The sequence below is a fragment of the Pseudomonas sp. MF6396 genome (assembly GCF_002018915.1).
GTDB lineage: Bacteria > Pseudomonadota > Gammaproteobacteria > Pseudomonadales > Pseudomonadaceae > Aquipseudomonas > Aquipseudomonas palmensis.
Window position 1 is genome coordinate 165,380 of record NZ_MVOK01000001.1, and the last position, 18,690, is coordinate 184,069.

The window sequence follows — 18,690 nt, forward strand, 5'->3', positions numbered from 1 at the left end:
ACGAGTGTCCCTGATCGCGTCTGACCACTTCCGCATCGTTGTCGGCCTCGGCAAGAGCGGCATGTCCCTGGTTCGCTTCCTGGCGAACCGGGGCATTGCGTTTGCGGTGGCCGATACCCGCGAGAACCCGCCGGAGCTGGCGACCTTGCGTCGCGACTACCCGCAGGTGGAAGTGCGTTGTGGCGAACTGGATGTGGAGTTCCTGTGCCGTGCCGACGAGCTGTACGTCAGCCCCGGCCTGGCCCTGGCGACCCCGGCCCTGCAGCAGGCGGCCGCGCGCGGCGTGAAGCTGTCGGGCGACATCGAGTTGTTCGCGCGCAATGCCAAGGCGCCGATCATTGCCATCAGCGGTTCCAATGCCAAGAGCACCGTCACCACCCTGGTCGGGGAGATGGCCGTTGCGGCAGGCAAACGTGTGGCAGTGGGCGGTAACCTCGGTACCCCGGCACTGGACCTGCTGGACGACGCCATCGAGCTGTACGTGATGGAGCTGTCGAGCTTCCAGCTGGAGACCACCGATCAGCTGAATGCCGAAGTGGCCACCGTGCTCAACGTCAGCGAAGACCACATGGACCGCTACAGCGGCCTGCCGGCCTATCACCTGGCCAAGCACCGGATCTTCCGTGGCGCACGGCAGGTGGTGGTCAACCGCCAGGATGCACTGAGCCGTCCGCTGCCGATGGAAAACGTGCCGTGCTGGACGTTCGGCCTGAATGTGCCCGACTTCAAGGGCTTCGGGCTGCGCGAAGAGAACGGCGAGAAGTACCTGGCGTTCGAGTTCCAGACCCTGATGCCGGTGCGCGAGCTGAAGATCCGTGGTGCGCACAACCAGTCCAACGCCCTCGCGGCGCTGGCCCTGGGGCATGCTGCAGGCCTGCCGTTCGACGCCATGCTGGCCAGCCTGCGCACCTTTGCCGGCCTGGCCCACCGTTGCCAGTGGCTGCGCGAGCGTGACGGCGTGAGCTGGTACGACGACTCCAAGGCCACCAACGTCGGTGCCGCGCTGGCGGCCATCGAAGGCCTGGGTGCGGATATCGACGGCAAGCTGGTGCTGGTGGCCGGCGGCGACGGCAAGGGCGCGGACTTCTCGGCGCTGCGTGCCCCGGTGGCGGCGCACTGCCGCGCCGTGGTGCTGTTGGGCCGTGATGCCGAGCGCCTGGCCCAGGCGTTGGGCGACAGCGTGCCGCTGATTCGCGTCGGCAGCCTCGACGAAGCCGTGCAGCAGGGCGCCGCGCTGGCCCAGCCGGGCGACGCGGTGCTGCTGTCGCCTGCCTGCGCAAGCCTGGACATGTTCAAGAACTTCGAAGAGCGTGGGCGCCTGTTCGCCCAGGCCGTGGAGGGGCTGGCATGATCTTCGGCATCATCAAGCCTTATCCGTCCCCCCTGGTCACTGGTCGCGGCATCGATCTCGATTTCGCCATGCTCGCTGGCTGCCTGGCGCTGCTGGGCCTTGGCCTGGTGATGATCACCTCGGCCTCCTCGGAAGTGGCCGCGTTGCAGTCGGGCAACCCGCTTTACCACATGATCCGTCACCTGGTGTACGTGGCCATCGGCCTGGTCGCCTGCGTCGTCACCATGATGGTGCCGATCGCCACCTGGCAGCGCATGGGCTTCATGATGCTGGTCGGTGCCTTCGGGTTGCTGGTGCTGGTACTGGTGCCTGGCATCGGCCGCGAAGTGAACGGCTCGATGCGCTGGATCGGCTTCAGCTTCTTCAACGTGCAGCCTTCCGAGATCGCCAAGGTGTTCGTGGTGATCTACCTGGCTGGTTACCTGGTGCGCCGCCAGACCGAGGTGCGCGAGAGCTGGATGGGCTTCTTCAAGCCGTTCATCGTGCTGCTGCCGATGGCCGGCCTGCTGCTGATGGAGCCGGACTTCGGCGCCACGGTAGTGATGATGGGCGCCGCCGCGGCGATGCTGTTCCTGGGCGGGGTGGGGCTGTTCCGCTTCAGCCTGATGGTGGTGCTGGCGGTGGCGGCGGTGTTCATTCTGGTACAGGCGCAGCCCTACCGGATGGCGCGCCTGATCACCTTCACCGACCCCTGGTCGGATCAGTTCGGTTCCGGCTATCAGCTGACCCAGGCCCTGATTGCGTTCGGTCGCGGTGAGTGGCTGGGCGTGGGCCTGGGCAACAGCGTGCAGAAGCAGTTCTACCTGCCCGAAGCACACACCGACTTCGTGTTCTCGGTACTGGCCGAAGAGCTGGGCGTGGTCGGTTCGCTGCTGACCGTTGCGCTGTTCGTGTTCGTCAGCCTGCGCGCGATGTACATCGGTCTGTGGGCCGAGAAAGCCAAGCAGTTCTTTGCCGCCTACATGGCCTACGGCCTGGCCTTCCTGTGGATCGGCCAGTTCCTGATCAACATCGGGGTGAACGTCGGCCTGCTGCCGACCAAGGGCCTGACCCTGCCGTTCCTCAGCTACGGCGGCAGCTCGCTGGTGATCTGCTGCGTGTGCATGGGCCTGCTGCTGCGCATCGAGTGGGAGAGCCGCACGCACCTGGGCAGCGAAGAACATGAATTCGATGAGAGCGATTTTGCCGAGGAGCCAAGACATGGCCGTTGAAGGCAAAAACGTATTGATCATGGCAGGCGGCACCGGGGGCCACGTGTTCCCGGCCCTGGCCTGCGCCCGTGAGTTCCAGGCACGCGGTTACACCGTGCACTGGTTGGGCACCCCACGCGGTATCGAAAACGAGCTGGTGCCCCAGGCCGGGTTGCAACTGCACCTGATCCAGGTCACCGGCTTGCGTGGCAAGGGCAAGCTGTCGCTGCTCAAGGCGCCGTTCACCCTGTTCAAGGCGGTGCTGCAGGCGCGGCGCATCATCCGTCGGCTCAAGCCGGTGTGTGTGGTCGGCTTTGGCGGCTATGTGACCGGCCCGGGCGGTGTGGCGGCGAAGCTGGCTGGCGTGCCCGTGGTGATCCACGAGCAGAACGCCAAGGCCGGTACCGCCAATCGGCTGCTGGTGCCGCTGGCAGGCCGAGTCTGCGAAGCTTTCCCGAACACCTTCGAGGCCAGCGACAAACTGCGCACCACCGGCAACCCGGTGCGCGGCGAGCTGTTCCTGGAGCCTGTGCGCGCGCCACTGGCCGGGCGCCGCGCGCGCCTGCTGGTGCTGGGCGGCAGCCTGGGCGCGGAGCCGTTGAACAAACTGTTGCCGCAGGCCCTGGCCCTGGTACCCGAAGCCCTGCGCCCCGAGGTGTTCCACCAGGCCGGCAAGCAGCATGACCAGATTACCGCCGAGCGCTATCGCGAGGCCGGGATCGAGGCTCAGGTAGAGCCGTTCATCAAAGACATGGCCCACGCCTATGGCTGGGCCGACCTGGTGATCTGCCGGGCCGGTGCGCTGACCGTCAGCGAACTGGCTGCGGCCGGTCTGCCCTCGATGCTGGTGCCGCTGCCCCATGCCATCGACGATCACCAGACCCACAACGCCCACTATCTGGCACGTGAAGGCGCCGCCTTCCTGATGCCGCAAGCGACAACTGGCGCAGCGCAACTCGCTGAACGCCTGAACGAGGTACTGATGCAACCGCAAAAACTCGACACCATGGCCAGCACCGCACGACGCCTGGCCAAGCCCGCGGCTACCAGCACCGTGGTCGATATCTGCCTGGAGGTGGCCCATGGTTGAAAGCCAGAAAGCCATCCCGCAACCTGAAATGCGCCGTATCCGCCGCATCCACTTCGTCGGTATCGGCGGCGTGGGCATGTGCGGTATTGCCGAGGTATTGCTCAACCTGGGTTACCAGGTTTCCGGCTCGGACCTCAAGGCCTCGCCGGTCACCGAGCGCCTGGAGTCCTTTGGTGCCGAAATCTTCCTTGGCCACCGCGCCGAGAACGCCGCCAGTGCCGATGTACTGGTGGTGTCCAGCGCCATCAATACGGCCAACCCGGAAGTGGCGACGGCCCTTGAGCGGCGTATCCCCGTGGTACCGCGTGCCGAGATGCTCGCCGAGCTGATGCGCTATCGCCACGGCATCGCGGTAGCCGGTACCCACGGCAAGACCACCACCACCAGCCTGCTGGCCTCGGTGTTCGCCGCCGGCGGCCTGGACCCGACCTTCGTGATCGGTGGCCGGCTGAATGCAGCAGGTACCAATGCACAACTGGGTACCAGCCGCTACCTGATCGCCGAAGCCGACGAAAGCGACGCCAGCTTCCTGCACCTGCAGCCGCTGGTGGCCGTGGTCACCAACATCGACGCCGACCACATGGCGACCTATGAGGGCGACTTCAACAAGCTGAAGAAGACCTTCGTCGAGTTCCTCCACAACCTGCCGTTCTACGGCCTGGCCGTGGTATGCCTGGATGATCCGGTGGTGCGCGAGATCCTGCCGCTGGTCAAGCGCCCGGCAGTGACCTACGGCTTTGCCGAGGAAGCCGACGTGCGTGCGATCAATGTGCGCCAGTCGGGCATGCAGACCCACTTCACCGTGCTGCGCCGTGACCGCGAGCCGCTGGACGTGTCGGTGAACATGCCGGGCAACCACAATGTGCTCAATGCACTGGCCACCATTGCCATCGCCACCGACGAGGGCATCAGCGACGAGGCCATCGTGCAGGGGCTTTCGGGCTTCCAGGGCGTGGGCCGACGTTTCCAGGTGTACGGCGAACTGCCGGTCGACGGTGGCAGCGTGATGCTGGTGGACGACTACGGTCACCACCCCACCGAAGTGGCGGCCGTGATCAAGGCCGTGCGCGGTGGCTGGCCGGAGCGCCGCCTGGTGATGGTTTACCAGCCGCACCGCTACAGCCGTACCCGCGACCTGTACGACGACTTCGTGCAGGTGCTGGCCGATGCCAACGTGCTGCTGCTGATGGAGGTCTACCCGGCCGGCGAAGAGCCGATCCCGGGGGCCGACAGCCGCCAGCTGTGCCACAGCATCCGTCAGCGTGGCCAGCTGGACCCGATCTACATCGAGCGCGGCATCGAGCTGGCGCCACTGGTCAAGCCGCTGCTGCGTGCCGGTGACATCCTGCTGTGCCAGGGTGCCGGCGACATCGGTGGCCTGGCCCCGCAATTGTTGAAAAGCCCATTGTTCGCGGGCGCGGTTGCCACCGCAGGGAAGGCCAAATGACTGCTCAATACTCCAAGCTGCATTCGACCATCGACCCGAAGGCCTTCGGCCGTGTCGGCGTGCTGTACGGCGGCAAGAGTGCCGAGCGCGAGGTGTCGCTCAAGTCCGGCGCCGCGGTGATCGAGGCGCTCACCAGCGCCGGCGTCGAGGTGATCGCCATCGACGTGGGTGACGATCTGCTCGACCGCCTGCAGCGCGAGAAGCTCGACCGCGCCTTCATCATTCTCCACGGCCGTGGCGGTGAAGACGGCAGCATGCAGGGCCTGCTCGAGTGCCTGGGTATCCCCTACACCGGCAGCGGCATCCTGGCGTCGGCCCTGGCGATGGACAAGTTGCGCACCAAACAGGTGTGGAAAAGCCTGGGTATTCCAACCCCGCACCACGCGGTGCTGGCCAGCGAGCAAGACTGTATTTCTGCGGGCGCGGAACTGGGCTTCCCTTTGATCGTCAAACCGGCCCATGAAGGCTCCAGTATCGGTATGGCGAAAGTGAGCAGCGTCGAAGAATTGATCGTTGCCTGGAAGGACGCCGCCACCTACGACTCGCAAGTATTGGTTGAACAATGGATTCACGGTCCGGAGTTCACCATTGCCGTGCTGCGCGGCCAGGTGCTGCCGCCGATTGCGCTGGGCACCCCGCACACGTTCTACGACTACGACGCCAAGTACGTCGCCAACGATACCCAGTACCGCATTCCGTGCGGCCTGGACGCTGCCAAGGAACAGGAACTGATCGAACTGACCGCACGTGCGTGCGACGCCATCGGCATTGCCGGCTGGGGTCGTCTGGACGTGATGCAGGACGAGCAGGGCAACTTCTGGCCTCTGGAAGTCAACACCGCACCAGGCATGACCGATCACAGCCTGGTCCCAATGGCGGCACGCGCGGCCGGCCTGGACTTCCAGCAGTTGGTGCTGGCGATCCTGGCGGCCAGCGTCGAGGCGCGAGGTTAAGCCCATGCAAGGCGCGATGGTACGTCATCAGCAACCCGCCACCGGCCGCAAGCCGGTGCCGCGCGGTGCCAGCCGGATGGTGGCCAAGGAGCCACTGTCGGCGCGCCTGCCCAAGGCCAATTTCAGCGTGTTCAAGCGTCTGCTGTGGCCGGTTCTGCTGGTAGTGGCCGGGTTCGGTGCCTACGAGGGCGCACAGCGCCTGATGCCGTATGCCGACCGGCCGATCACCAAGATCGCCGTGCAGGGCGACCTGAGCTACATCAGCCAGCAGGCCGTGCAGCAGCGTATCGCGCCCTATGTGGCCGCCAGCTTCTTCACCGTCGACCTGGCCAGCATGCGCACCGAGCTCGAGCAGATGCCGTGGATCGCGCATGCCGAAGTGCGCCGCGTGTGGCCGGACGAAGTGGTGATCCGCCTCGAGGAACAGCTGCCGGTGGCGCGCTGGGGCGACGAGGCCCTGCTCAACAACCAGGGCCAGGCCTTCACCCCGCGCGAGCTGGCCAACTACGAGCACCTGCCGCAGCTGTTCGGGCCGCAGCGGGCGCAGCAGCAAGTGATGCAGCAATATCAGGTACTGAGCCAGATGTTGCGGCCCATGGGCTTCTCGATCGCCCGGCTGGAACTGCGCGAGCGGGGCAGCTGGTTCCTGACCACCGGTGCCGGCAGCGCCGGGCCGGGTATCGAGTTGTTGCTGGGGCGCGACCATCTGGTGGAAAAGATGCGCCGCTTCATTGCCATTTACGACAAGACGCTCAAAGAACAGATCACGAACATCGCCCGCATCGATCTGCGTTACGCCAATGGCCTGGCCGTTGGCTGGCGGGAACCGAATGCACCGACGACAGCCCAACCCGCTGTTGCGAAGAATTAGAGAGAGGCAGGACCCATGGCAAATGCGCATAGCGGCAAAATGATCGTCGGGCTGGATATCGGTACGTCCAAGGTGGTTGCACTGGTGGGCGAAGTGGCCGCCGATGGCACCCTGGAAATCGTCGGTATCGGCACCCATCCATCGCGCGGGCTGAAGAAGGGCGTGGTGGTCAATATCGAATCCACCGTGCAGTCGATCCAGCGCGCCGTCGAAGAGGCCCAGCTGATGGCTGGCTGCCGGATTCACTCGGCGTTCGTCGGCGTGGCGGGCAATCACATCCGCAGCCTGAACTCCCACGGCATCGTCGCCATCCGCGATCGTGAAGTCAGCGCGGCGGACCTGGAGCGGGTGCTGGACGCGGCCCAGGCCGTGGCCATCCCGGCCGACCAGCGGGTGCTGCACACCCTGCCGCAGGACTACGTGATCGACAACCAGGAAGGCGTGCGCGAGCCGCTGGGCATGTCCGGCGTGCGCCTGGAAGCCAAGGTGCACGTGGTCACCTGTGCGGTCAATGCAGCACAGAACATCGAAAAATGCGTGCGCCGCTGCGGCCTTGAAATCGACGACATCATCCTCGAGCAACTGGCCTCGGCCTACTCGGTGCTGACCGATGACGAAAAAGAGCTGGGCGTGTGCCTGGTGGACATCGGCGGCGGTACCACCGACATCGCGATCTTCACCGAGGGCGCCATCCGTCACACGGCAGTGATTCCGATTGCCGGCGACCAGGTGACCAACGACATCGCCATGGCGCTGCGTACCCCCACCCAGTACGCCGAAGAGATCAAGATCCGCTACGCCTGTGCCCTGGCCAAGCTGGCCGGTGCCGGCGAAACCATCAAGGTGCCGAGCGTGGGCGATCGTCCGCCGCGCGAACTGTCGCGTCAGGCCCTGGCCGAAGTGGTCGAGCCACGCTACGACGAACTGTTCACCCTGATCCAGGCCGAACTGCGTCGCAGTGGCTACGAAGACCTGGTGCCGGCCGGCATCGTGCTCACCGGCGGTACCGCCAAGATGGAAGGCGCGGTGGAACTGGCCGAAGAGATTTTCCACATGCCGGTACGCCTGGGCGTGCCTTACACCGTGCGGGGCCTGAGCGACGTGGTGCGCAACCCCATCTATTCCACCGGCGTGGGCCTTCTGACCTATGGCCTGCAGAAGCAGTCCGAAGGCGTGACCCTGACCGGTATCAGCAGCAACAGCTATGGCGATGAACCGAAGGCCCCGGTGCTTGAGCGACTCAAGCGCTGGGTCCAGGGCAACTTTTAAGTTTCAAAGCAGTAGTAGTAGGCGCAAAAAACTAGAGAACTGAAAGGAGAGGGAAAATGTTCGAGCTCGTAGACAACGTCCCGCAAAGCCCGGTCATCAAAGTGATCGGCGTCGGTGGCGGCGGTGGCAACGCCGTCAATCACATGGTCAAGAGCAACATCGAAGGCGTCGAATTCATCTGCGCCAACACCGATGCTCAAGCGCTGAAAAACATCGGCGCGCGCACCATCCTGCAACTGGGTACCGGCGTGACCAAGGGCCTGGGTGCAGGTGCCAATCCGGAAGTCGGTCGTCAGGCCGCGCTGGAAGACCGTGAGCGCATCGCCGAAGTGCTGCAAGGCACCAACATGGTGTTCATCACCACCGGCATGGGCGGCGGTACCGGTACCGGTGCTGCTCCGATCATCGCCGAAGTGGCCAAGGAAATGGGCATCCTCACCGTTGCGGTGGTGACCCGTCCGTTCCCGTTCGAAGGTCGCAAGCGCATGCAGATCGCCGACGAGGGCATCCGTGCCCTGGCCGACAGCGTCGATTCGCTGATCACCATTCCGAACGAGAAGCTGCTGACCATCCTGGGCAAGGATGCCAGCCTGCTGTCGGCCTTCGCCAAGGCTGACGACGTGCTCGCCGGTGCCGTTCGCGGTATCTCCGACATCATCAAGCGTCCGGGCATGATCAACGTCGACTTCGCCGACGTGCGTACCGTGATGAGCGAGATGGGCATGGCCATGATGGGTACCGGTTGCGCCAGCGGTCCGAACCGTGCGCGTGAAGCGACCGAGGCGGCCATCCGCAACCCGCTGCTCGAAGACGTCAACCTCCAGGGCGCCCGCGGCATCCTGGTGAACATCACCGCAGGTCCTGACCTGTCGCTGGGTGAATACTCCGATGTGGGCAGCATCATCGAGGCATTCGCCTCCGACCACGCCATGGTCAAGGTCGGTACCGTCATCGACCCGGACATGCGCGACGAGCTGCACGTCACCGTGGTAGCCACCGGCCTGGGTGCCAAGATCGAGAAACCGGTCAAGGTCATCGACAACACCCTGCAAGCGTCCGCTGTACAGACCCCAGCCCCTGCACCGGCCCGTCCGGAGCAACCTTCGGTCAACTACCGCGATCTGGAGCGTCCGACCGTCATGCGCAACCAGGCTCACGCCGGGGCCGCTGCGGCACAGAAGCTGAACCCGCAGGACGACCTGGATTATCTGGATATCCCGGCTTTCCTGCGTCGTCAGGCCGATTAATGGAATTTATCAGGGCTATGAAGGTGATTGGTGTTCAGCAAAGGCCGGGTCTGCTATTATCCTCAGCCTTTGTTGATACCAGTTCGCAATTTGCGCTGAAGCGGCCAATGCCATGATTAAACAACGCACCCTGAAAAATATCATCCGTGCCACAGGTGTCGGTCTGCACTCCGGGGAAAAGGTTTACCTGACCCTCAAGCCCGCCCCTGTGGATACCGGCATCGTATTTTGCCGTGCCGACCTCGACCCTGTGGTGCAGATCCCTGCCCGCGCGGAAAACGTCGGCGAGACGACCATGTCCACGACACTGGTCAATGGCGATACCAAGGTAGACACGGTAGAGCACCTGCTCTCGGCCATGGCTGGCCTGGGCATCGATAACGCCTACGTCGAGCTCTCCGCGTCCGAAGTGCCAATTATGGACGGCAGCGCCGGGCCCTTTGTATTCCTGATTCAATCTGCCGGCCTGGAAGAACAGGACGCAGCCAAGAAGTTCATCCGCATCCTGCGTGAAGTGACAGTGGAAGACGGCGACAAGCGCGCCACTTTCCTGCCTTTCGAAGGGTTCAAGGTGAGTTTCGAGATCGATTTCGACCACCCGGTGTTCCACAACCGGACCCAGAGTGCCAGCGTGGACTTTTCCAGCACCTCGTTCGTGAAGGAAGTCAGCCGCGCCCGTACCTTCGGGTTCATGAGTGACATCGAGTACCTGCGCAAGCACAACCTCGCCCTCGGCGGCAGCGTGGAAAACGCCATCGTCGTGGACAAGGATGGCGTGCTCAACGAAGACGGCCTTCGCTACGAAGACGAATTCGTCAAGCACAAGATCCTCGATGCGATTGGCGACCTCTACCTGCTGGGCAACAGCCTGATCGGCGAGTTCAAGGGCTACAAGTCCGGACACGCGCTGAACAATCAGCTGCTGCGCAAGCTGATCGAGGAAACCGATGCGTGGGAAGTGGTGACGTTCGAAGATGCCAGCACGGCACCGATCTCTTACATGCGTCCGGTTGCGGCAGTGTAAGTACGAACTCTCTCTTCTTTAGTTATTTTTTGGGGCTGCCTTCGGGTGGCCCTTTTTTATTTCACCATGACTCCAGCACCGAAATTCGCTGGACTACGCTACAGCCCGATACAGCAGGTTTATCAATGACTTAAGCGAGTTCAACATATGCCGGTGCTTTCCGAAACCTGACCTGACTTCCGACCGCCTGACTCCTATCCGGCCCTTGGAATCCAGGTCTTTCCAAGGAGTCATCATGGCTAAGATCAAACTCACTAAGTCCGCTGTCGATGCGGCGCAACCCCAGGCAGAGGCCGTCGAACTCCGGGACACGCTGGTCCCCGGCTTCCTGTGCAAGATTACCCCGGCGGGTCGCAAGGTGTTCATGCTCCAGTACCGGACGAACGCTGGCGAGCGCCGCAAGCCCTCGCTAGGACTGTACGGGGAGCTGACCGTCGAACAGGCGCGGTCGCTGGCGCAGGAATGGCTGGCCCAAGTCCGCCGAGGCGGAGATCCCGCCGCAGAGAAGGCGGAGGCGCGCCAGGCACCTACGGTCAAGGAGCTATGCACGAAGTTCATGGAGGACTACTCCAAGAAGCGCAACAAGCTCAGCACCCAAGCCGGCTATCAGGCTGTCATCAATCGCAACATTATTCCGCTGCTGGGACGCAAGAAAGTTCAGGACGTGAAGCGTCCTGAAATCGCCGGACTGATGGAAAAGCTTTCGTACAAGCAGACCGAGGCGAACAAGGTATTCAGCGTCTTGCGCAAGATGTTCAACATGGCCGAGGTATGGGGCTATCGGCCCGACGGTACCAACCCTTGCCGTCACGTCCCGATGTTCCCTGCCGGCAAATCGACTCACCTCATCAGCGACGAAGAAATGGGCAACCTGTTCCGACAGCTCGACAAGATCGAGTCGGAGGGGCTGGAGAACTACGTCATCCCTTTGGGAATCCGCCTGCAGTTCGAGTTCGCCGGCCGCCGCTCGGAAATCATCGCGCTGGAATGGAACTGGGTTGACTTGCAGAACCGGCGCGTCGTCTGGCCTGACAGCAAGACAGGCGGCATGTCTAAGCCCATGAGCGAGGAAGCCTATCGGCTACTCTCGACGGCACCCCGGCAGGAGGGTAGCCGCTATGTGCTGCCTTCTCCTAGCCACGCTGGCAAGCATCTAACCACGGGCGAGTATTACGGTGGCTGGAGCCGTGCGCTCAAGGCGGCTGGCGCTACGCACGTGGGCACGCACGGCATCCGCCACCGTTCGGCGACCGACATTGCCAATTCGGGCATCCCGGTCAAGGTCGGCATGGCGCTAACGGCGCACAAGACCGTCGTCATGTTCATGCGCTACGTCCACACCGAGGATAAGCCGGTGCGAGAGGCGGCCGAACTGGTGGCGAATCGGCGTAAGACGATCACCGGGATGCAGGGAGCCAAGGAGGTGGCCGCATGACCCGGCGCAAGGCATCCGTCTCAGCGCCAGCAGCGCCGCCCGCGCTGCTGGGCGACATCCGGGCACTGATCGAAGCGTCGCGCCAGCGCGTCGCCTCGGCGGTCAATGCCGGGCTGACATTGCTGTTCTGGCGCATTGGCCAGCGCATCCATACGGAAGTGCTTGCCGGGCAGCGGGCCGGGTACGGCGACGAAATCCTGCCGACCCTGGCGGCGCAGCTTGTCCGCGACTACGGACGTAGCTTCGCGGACAAGAACCTGCGCCGGATGGTGCAGTTCGCCGCCACCTTCTCGGACGAGCCAATTGTCGTGACGCTGTCACGACAATTGAGCTGGTCGCATTTCGTGGCGCTGCTGCCGCTAAAAGACCCGCTCCAGCGGGACTACTACGTGCAAATGGCCAGCGCCGAACGCTGGAGCGTGCGGACGCTACGCGAGCGCATCGACTCGATGCTATACGAGCGCACGGCGCTGTCCAAGAAGCCGGACGAGACGATCACGCAAGAGCTGGCGGCGATGCGCGATGCGCAGCGCATGTCGCCGGCGCTGGTCATGCGCGACCCGTACATCCTCGACTTCCTGGGCCTGCGCGATACCTGGCAGGAAGGCGACCTGGAAGCCGCGATCATCCGCGAAATGGAGTCTTTTTTGCTGGAGTTGGGCGCGGGCTTCTCTTTCCTAGCCCGGCAGAAACGCATCCAGATCGACGACGAGGATTTCCACCTGGACCTGCTGTTCTATAACCGCAAGCTGCGGCGGCTGGTGGCGGTGGAGTTGAAGATCGGCGAGTTCAAGGCAGCATACAAGGGGCAGATGGAGCTTTATTTGCGTTGGCTCGACAAGCACGAACGCGAACCGGAGGAAGCCTCGCCGCTGGGCATCATTCTTTGTACCGGCAAGAAGTCAGAGCAGATCGAGTTGCTGGAGCTGGACAAGTCGGGCATCCACGTAGCCGAATACCTGACGACCCTGCCGCCGCGTGCGGTGCTGGGGGAGCGGTTGCAGCAGGCGACCGAACGGGCGCGGTTGCAGATCGAGCAGCGGCAGCCTGGCGAGAAGTCCTGACAGCAGCATCTGTCCAACCGTACACCCAAACCACAGCACGAGCATGTGGCAACGGATCTCTTGCTCTATCGAGGCTCCATGCTAGTGTGGAATCGCCATAGGCCGATAAGGAACTGGCCTGCGGCTCAAGGATGCGCTGGGGCTAGTGGGCGCGAGCGCCCAATCACATGATTATCGCGGGCAGCAGCGCCATGTTCTATGCCGATCGCTGTTTTAATTAAATATCTCAAACTATAAAGTCAGTTAATTTTTTCAAAATATTCACGAATCAAGTCATCATTTTTTAAATACGAATCGAGAACCTGAAACAGAAAAAGATCCCCGCTAATATTTATATCAAACGGGATCATTGAGTTATCTATTTTGAATGTCTTTATTTTTCTATGCCCCTTGATGTTGGCATTGCTCAATCTTTCTTGATAGCTATCCAACGTATATACGATAAATTCGTGATCCAAGTGAGTTATAAAAAAATCATCGCCTTTTGAACTGTATTCAAGATGGATGACTTGCGTTACGACGTCGTCGCCTGCCACCTCAAAGTCCTCCATCAATTCTTCAAAAGTCAAACTTAGCTTCTCTGCGTCATGGTGAATCCATAGATTGTTCTCATATTTATCGGTGGAGTAGAACTTTGACAATCTAGGAAGGGAAGATATTTTCAATCGCAACGGAGCGCCAAACTCCATCTCCTCCATTGCAGGGACATAATCGGAGACGTAATCAATCCTGAATGCTATTTCGGACAGCATTCCTTTTTCAATGAGTTCCTCGATAGAGGTAAGCAGCTTCCTCGGAACTTTTATCCAGAAGTGTCGCCCTATGCGTTCATCGCGTATTGTCTGACTATCCTTGTCGTTGAATATCTGAATATTCTCGTTCAGGCTGACAAGACTATATTTAGAGAACTGAGCATCTTCCTTTCTTATGTCAATTCCAATTTTCTCGTACTCACGTTCAACTACCTTGGAATATTTTAGCTCCAGCATCTCAGCCCTCCCCATGATTGATTGGTGCTTGGAATAAAAAATGCAGCCAATGCGATAATTTGCGTAATTTTCTTTTATGTACGAAACACCATCTTCGTCATGGATATGCTTGTAGGAATTGTTGAGAATTTCTAGCGATCCCGGATACTCGTTGAGATAATTATTTAAGTAGTCCATTAAATGCTGGATTGTCTTTATAGCCAATCGCTTGTCCACTAGATCAAGCTGTGGCCCATAAAACTTGGCTGCGTTTGGATGGTCGCGTTTGGCTTCAAATTCTTTCAGAATGGCCGCCTTTTCATTCATGCAGCCCTCCGTATAAGCACGCATTACGTCTGCCTGAAAGCTCTCATTTGCCAGAGAGGTTTGGATGAGGGGAAGCAATTTCTTGACAAAGATCGGGTCTTTATTAAGAAAGACGTAGCAAAATTTCCCAAAGCTGAATAACGCGATTTTTTCCGAAGAAAATTCATTGATTTCTTCAAAGATATTTTTCATATTTTTTACTCAACTCGCCGTAGTCCAAATAGTAAGCGACGGAACCTTGAGCGTCTCCACTTTGTGGATCGCGCTGCTCCACGTTCGCTATTCGCTCATCCCTGACGGGACTGGCATTCGCCAGCCCTCCACGGCCCGACACTGTGATCCGGGCCTGCGCGCTCCGCTTGCATGTTGAGCTGGCGACAGCAGGGCATGCAGAGCGAGCCGCGCGCAGATGATTCAGCCAAACGCTAAACAAAGCTGTAGGGCATCCCATAGAGAGCGCGGTTGCGCTACTCGTGATTTCTATGGAATTTGATCGTATCCAAAACTGCATGAGGCAAGCTTGCGAGTTACTTGATACTCTTCGCCAGAATACTGGCGAACTCGACCTCGTTCCGAAACAAGGTGCAGGTTCTTCCTTGCCCGCGAACCAATGACATACAGCAATTTCATCGCGCTTTCTTGACCGTTCGGATCATTGAAATGCGGCACCATATCTTCTAATAATGCATAAGCGATCACTGCATCGAACTCGGCTCCCTTGACGCCGTGTATCGTCGAGATGGTGATTCCAGTCCTATGCTGAAATACCTTCCTGAATGTCTCAATATCGCCTATAAATTCGCTACCTTCACTCTTCAATCGATTTACCCGGGCTTGCGAACTATCGAAGAAGGCAACGTGATGCTCTTGAAGCAGCGTGAAAAGGCGAAAGTCGATTGCTAAGTTTGCAAACAGACGCTCGAAAAATGCGCTCAAGTAGGTAAGACCATCTGTTTCATCGATCTTAATTGCATTGCACTCCCTCAACAAGGACCTCCGCGTGAGCTTCGACACGCTAGCCCCGGCCGCCTCTAGGTCATTCAGAATCTCCCCGGCCCACCGCAGTCTGCGCACATACATTCCCGGCGATGCCTGAGTAAGTGCAATCTTAGAAAGCCTGTACCAGAAATTCTCTGTGTCCCGTGCAAAGGGAACCATACCGGGGCCATCGAATGAGTACTCCGGCATGCTGGCGACCAAACGACGTGTCATGCTTGCAAGATGCGTCCACTGTGGCGCGAGAATGCACACCTCGTGAGGTGAGATGCCCATAGTCTCAATGTTGAAACGGATGAGCCGGATGAGCTCAGCGTCCAGATCATTTTTGCTCACTGTGTCGTCGAATGAAATAAGGCTTGGGTACGCCTTGTCCTCGGATGCGGCTTCGATGCGTGTGTTGTGAACGTTGTAGTTTCCGAAGTACTCAATGATGCGCTCAGAAGAACGGTAGTTCCGCGACAGTTCGAGTTCGTCCAAATCGATATTGGCCATCGCCTTGAAATCCTCGAAGGCAATCGGATATCCGCCAAGCGATTGATAAATCGCCTGGTTAGGATCTCCGACAATAAAGGCCTTGGTCGCACCTTGACCAGCTTTCAGAATGGCGGTGATGATCGAATACTGAATTCGTTTGGTGTCCTGATACTCGTCGATCAGCACGAAAGAGAACAACTGTGCCAGAAGAGTGCTGATCGCAGGATGACGTGCGATCAGTTGGTACGCATAGTAAAGAATGAGCTCAAAGTCTAGCTGCCGACTTTCGTGCAGAATCTCAAAATACTTGCCCAATATGACGTGAAGACCCGAATGCTTCCAATCTTGTGGGCAGGAGAGCACATATCCAGTTTCGGTGTAATAAAACTCACAATCCCAGAATGTTATTTTTGGCTTCTGGTAAGGCTTGCACAATGCCTCCAGGATTTTCTCGCGCTCATGCTGATCGATCACACGGAAGCCTCGATCCAACGCTTCGTGATAGATGCCGTACGGTTTCAATATCCATTCAAGACAGAACGAATGTATCGTTCCTATCCATAATCGGGATGTATCCACCCCAAGGCTCTCAATGCGCTCGTGGATTTCGTCGGCGGCACGGTGCGTATAAGTGATGGCAACGACAAACTGCTTGTTCGATTTCAGCCTGGACAACTCATAGGCGATTTTGTAGGTGAGCGTGCGCGTTTTCCCGCTGCCCGGGCAAGCGATGAGAAAGACGCTCCCTGGCTTCAGAATGGCTGCTTCCTGCTCGGGATTCAGATCATCTTTGTTCCACATGAACATGATCAGAACACCGCGAGTACATCGTTGATGCGATCATCTGGGAACGTGGCAAGCATCTCGTTTCGGATGCCGACGAAGTCGATGTCTCCATTTCGGAAGGCCAGCAGCTTGGCCCTAAAGTCGTCGAATACGGCAGACGCAGTGAAGATATCTTCTGCATCGATGTAGTTCACGCGGTAGCTCAGCACGTTAAACCAGACTTCCTTAGTGACCACCGGATGCGCAAAAGCGATGGCGTCCAAGATGTACTTCGGAATGGCGGTCTGCGGATCGATCTTCTTTCCCAGCAAGATGGCAAACCATCCCTTGCCGTAGTTGTCCGCCATGGTCAATGCGCGCTGACCGAACAACGCGATGTCCGCTGATTCGAGCTCCGCCTTGGCCGTCGCGATGGTTGGTGCATCCTTGTAGACATCAGGAAGGATGCCGACCACCTTACGCGCATTGCCGGCGGCAATGAAGTCGACCTCGAAGGTATGGGGGGCAAAGAATGGAGAAACCCACCCGTTATCTTTGAAGGTGTCTTCCAATAACGCTTTCCTGGCGACCCCTTTTTCCTGGGATGCCTGATACTTGCCCTTGCGCCGGAGCAGCCCTTCGGAGTCTCCCGCCGCCGGCGTTGTGTCAATGATGGACTTGTCAAGGTCGGTGACGATGCTGCACCGCTTCCGGATTCGGGCATCATCGAAAAGAACCGCGACGTTCTGAAATCCAGTGCTGCGGATATTAATTAAACTGATGCCGAGTTCATCAAGGCTGACGCCTAGCACGTTCTTGATCAGGATCGGAACGAGAATTTCTTCTGCATCGCCCTCCACTAAGAGGACGCTCTTGGCAAACAACAAGTTGCTACGGACAGCATCCAGGTAGCGTTGAATGTTGCCGATCTCTTCTGGGTTTAGGCCAATTGCAGGCTGGTATGCCTCGCAACGATCACCTTCTCTGCCGAGGATGTTCACGTTCTGAACATTGCTGACCTCAGAGATGTGCGTCGAATGGGTCGAATAAATGATCTGTGTGTCGTCGTATTTGAGCTTGTCGAACAGTGTTTTCTGGATATGTGTGTGAATGTGAGCTTCCGGCTCTTCGATAAGCAGAAAGTTGGCGATCGACTGTTTAGCCTTTTGATACTTGAATTCAAGCAGTTTCAACGTGAGGAATATCAGGTTTGCTCCACCAAGGCTCAGCTCGTGGATCGGTCCTTCGTGGCTCTCCCCCGATTCGCCAACGAACAGCTTGAGCGACTGGAACAACTTGTCAGCTTCGTCTGGCAGATCCGACTTGATAGAAAGAGAAGACGGCGAATACGCCTCACCCGCCGCATCCTTGATGGTGTCTCTGATATCCGTCCGGACGACCTGCACGTCTGGCAACGCTTCGATGGAGTCATTCAATGCCTTTACCCCGTCGGTGATAGCCTGGAACGCCACGGGGTCGATATCGCCGCTCTTGCCCTTCAGAAGCGAAAAGAGCGGATTTGTCCGGTTGTTGTGAAATTCGGAGACGACGTCCCGTAGCGCCTGGACGAAAGTGAACGAAATTTCTTTGGAGACGGACAGCACGTTCGGAATCTTCGCGCCGATAACACGAAATTCAACCTCTTCATTGAATCGAACATTCGCGAAGTCGCCGACCACATCCTTATAGAAGGCCTCGTCGTTGAAGTCGGCTTCACTCCGACCTGTGAAAATCGTTTCATAGTCGTCGATGGTGACCGGGTTCAGGATAGCGTCGAGGCCTGCCTGATCACCATCGTTCAATTGAGAAAGTCGCAGCCTGATTTCCTTCTTCGGACGAAAGATCAGGTTGTAAGTGGCCTTGCCGTTCGCCTCTTCCTCAATTACGCCCGTCCCATGTCGGAAGAGCGCCTGCACTGATTCATCCGCAGAGATTTCCTCAAACTCAAGACTGATGATGATCCAATGTCCCTGCCAGCGCCCTAGGCCGCGATGAAAGTCGGTATGCTCCAGCCGGTAGGCAGAGCGAATCATGTTGTCATCAAGCAGCAATCTGATTGCGCGAAAGAGATTGGTTTTGCCAGATCCATTTTCGCCGATGACAGTGTTGATACCCTTCTGGAACAGCAGCTTCGTGTTGGGAAAGTTCCGGTAGTTGACCAGGCTGAGCTTGGATATATGCATTTGATTCAATCTTGTTGTTGAAATCCACATGCC

The 18,690-nt window shown here is 59.2% G+C and carries 14 protein-coding genes; 11 read left to right on the forward strand and 3 right to left on the reverse strand.

Annotated elements, in window-relative coordinates:
- The first annotated feature begins 4 nt into the window (after positions 1 to 4).
- The 11 genes from murD (at position 5) to MF6396_RS00910 (ending at position 12,941) form a co-directional block, all read left to right on the forward strand.
- Positions 5 to 1,351: a UDP-N-acetylmuramoyl-L-alanine--D-glutamate ligase gene (gene murD, locus MF6396_RS00860; RefSeq protein WP_054914838.1), complete on the forward strand. Its 1,347-nt coding sequence runs from the start codon at positions 5 to 7 to the stop codon at positions 1,349 to 1,351.
- Positions 1,348 to 2,562, forward strand: coding sequence for a putative lipid II flippase FtsW (gene ftsW, locus MF6396_RS00865; protein WP_054914837.1), 1,215 nt, complete (start codon positions 1,348 to 1,350; stop codon positions 2,560 to 2,562). The genes murD and ftsW overlap by 4 nt, the downstream gene beginning before the upstream one ends.
- Positions 2,552 to 3,631 (forward strand): undecaprenyldiphospho-muramoylpentapeptide beta-N-acetylglucosaminyltransferase, encoded by a 1,080-nt coding sequence (gene murG / locus MF6396_RS00870; RefSeq protein ID WP_043862067.1) that lies wholly within the window; start codon positions 2,552 to 2,554, stop codon positions 3,629 to 3,631. The genes ftsW and murG overlap by 11 nt, the downstream gene beginning before the upstream one ends.
- Positions 3,624 to 5,078: a UDP-N-acetylmuramate--L-alanine ligase gene (gene murC, locus MF6396_RS00875; protein WP_043862068.1), complete on the forward strand. Its 1,455-nt coding sequence runs from the start codon at positions 3,624 to 3,626 to the stop codon at positions 5,076 to 5,078. Before murG ends, murC begins: the two co-directional genes overlap by 8 nt.
- Positions 5,075 to 6,031, forward strand: a complete 957-nt coding sequence (locus tag MF6396_RS00880; RefSeq protein WP_043862069.1) for a D-alanine--D-alanine ligase — start codon at positions 5,075 to 5,077, stop codon at positions 6,029 to 6,031. The genes murC and MF6396_RS00880 overlap by 4 nt, the downstream gene beginning before the upstream one ends.
- 4 nt (positions 6,032 to 6,035) lie before the next feature.
- Positions 6,036 to 6,902 (forward strand): cell division protein FtsQ/DivIB, encoded by an 867-nt coding sequence (locus MF6396_RS00885; RefSeq protein ID WP_043862070.1) that lies wholly within the window; start codon positions 6,036 to 6,038, stop codon positions 6,900 to 6,902.
- A gap of 15 nt (positions 6,903 to 6,917) precedes the next feature.
- Complete coding sequence (gene ftsA, locus MF6396_RS00890) at positions 6,918 to 8,171, forward strand: cell division protein FtsA (protein WP_043862071.1); 1,254 nt, start codon at positions 6,918 to 6,920, stop codon at positions 8,169 to 8,171.
- Between the two features lie 56 nt (positions 8,172 to 8,227).
- A complete protein-coding gene (ftsZ, locus tag MF6396_RS00895; protein ID WP_043862072.1) occupies positions 8,228 to 9,418 on the forward strand; it encodes a cell division protein FtsZ in 1,191 nt (396 codons plus the stop codon).
- Between the two features lie 112 nt (positions 9,419 to 9,530).
- On the forward strand, positions 9,531 to 10,442 hold the full coding sequence (gene lpxC, locus MF6396_RS00900) for a UDP-3-O-acyl-N-acetylglucosamine deacetylase (protein WP_043862073.1): 912 nt from the start codon (positions 9,531 to 9,533) through the stop codon (positions 10,440 to 10,442).
- Between the two features lie 235 nt (positions 10,443 to 10,677).
- Positions 10,678 to 11,877, forward strand: coding sequence for a tyrosine-type recombinase/integrase (locus MF6396_RS00905; protein ID WP_004883034.1), 1,200 nt, complete (start codon positions 10,678 to 10,680; stop codon positions 11,875 to 11,877).
- Positions 11,874 to 12,941 (forward strand): PDDEXK nuclease domain-containing protein, encoded by a 1,068-nt coding sequence (locus tag MF6396_RS00910; RefSeq protein ID WP_078479522.1) that lies wholly within the window; start codon positions 11,874 to 11,876, stop codon positions 12,939 to 12,941. Before MF6396_RS00905 ends, MF6396_RS00910 begins: the two co-directional genes overlap by 4 nt.
- A 239-nt stretch (positions 12,942 to 13,180) precedes the next feature.
- Here the strand turns inward: MF6396_RS00910 and MF6396_RS00915 are convergent, their stop codons facing one another.
- From MF6396_RS00915 to MF6396_RS00925, 3 genes are all read right to left on the reverse strand, one after another.
- Entirely contained in the window at positions 13,181 to 14,428 is a 1,248-nt protein-coding gene (locus MF6396_RS00915; protein WP_004883036.1) for a hypothetical protein, read from the reverse strand.
- Positions 14,429 to 14,716: 288 nt separating this feature from the next.
- Positions 14,717 to 16,516, reverse strand: coding sequence for a UvrD-helicase domain-containing protein (locus MF6396_RS00920; protein ID WP_004883039.1), 1,800 nt, complete (start codon positions 16,514 to 16,516; stop codon positions 14,717 to 14,719).
- Between the two features lie 2 nt (positions 16,517 to 16,518).
- Entirely contained in the window at positions 16,519 to 18,657 is a 2,139-nt protein-coding gene (locus tag MF6396_RS00925) for an AAA family ATPase (protein ID WP_004883041.1), read from the reverse strand.
- Positions 18,658 to 18,690 lie beyond the last annotated feature (33 nt).

Excerpts from the sequence above, each read along its gene's own strand:
- ftsW (WP_054914837.1), top strand. The coding sequence starts at position 1,348 with ATGATCTTCGGCATCATCAAGCCTTATCCGTCCCCCCTGGTCACTGGT.
- murG (WP_043862067.1), top strand. The coding sequence starts at position 2,552 with ATGGCCGTTGAAGGCAAAAACGTATTGATCATGGCAGGCGGCACCGGG.
- murC (WP_043862068.1), top strand. The coding sequence starts at position 3,624 with ATGGTTGAAAGCCAGAAAGCCATCCCGCAACCTGAAATGCGCCGTATC.
- MF6396_RS00880 (WP_043862069.1), top strand. The coding sequence starts at position 5,075 with ATGACTGCTCAATACTCCAAGCTGCATTCGACCATCGACCCGAAGGCC.
- MF6396_RS00885 (WP_043862070.1), top strand. The coding sequence starts at position 6,036 with ATGCAAGGCGCGATGGTACGTCATCAGCAACCCGCCACCGGCCGCAAG.
- ftsA (WP_043862071.1), top strand. The coding sequence starts at position 6,918 with ATGGCAAATGCGCATAGCGGCAAAATGATCGTCGGGCTGGATATCGGT.
- ftsZ (WP_043862072.1), top strand. The coding sequence starts at position 8,228 with ATGTTCGAGCTCGTAGACAACGTCCCGCAAAGCCCGGTCATCAAAGTG.
- lpxC (WP_043862073.1), top strand. The coding sequence starts at position 9,531 with ATGATTAAACAACGCACCCTGAAAAATATCATCCGTGCCACAGGTGTC.
- MF6396_RS00905 (WP_004883034.1), top strand. The coding sequence starts at position 10,678 with ATGGCTAAGATCAAACTCACTAAGTCCGCTGTCGATGCGGCGCAACCC.
- MF6396_RS00910 (WP_078479522.1), top strand. The coding sequence starts at position 11,874 with ATGACCCGGCGCAAGGCATCCGTCTCAGCGCCAGCAGCGCCGCCCGCG.
- MF6396_RS00915 (WP_004883036.1), bottom strand. The coding sequence starts at position 14,428 with ATGAAAAATATCTTTGAAGAAATCAATGAATTTTCTTCGGAAAAAATC.
- MF6396_RS00920 (WP_004883039.1), bottom strand. The coding sequence starts at position 16,516 with ATGTTCATGTGGAACAAAGATGATCTGAATCCCGAGCAGGAAGCAGCC.
- MF6396_RS00925 (WP_004883041.1), bottom strand. The coding sequence starts at position 18,657 with ATGCATATATCCAAGCTCAGCCTGGTCAACTACCGGAACTTTCCCAAC.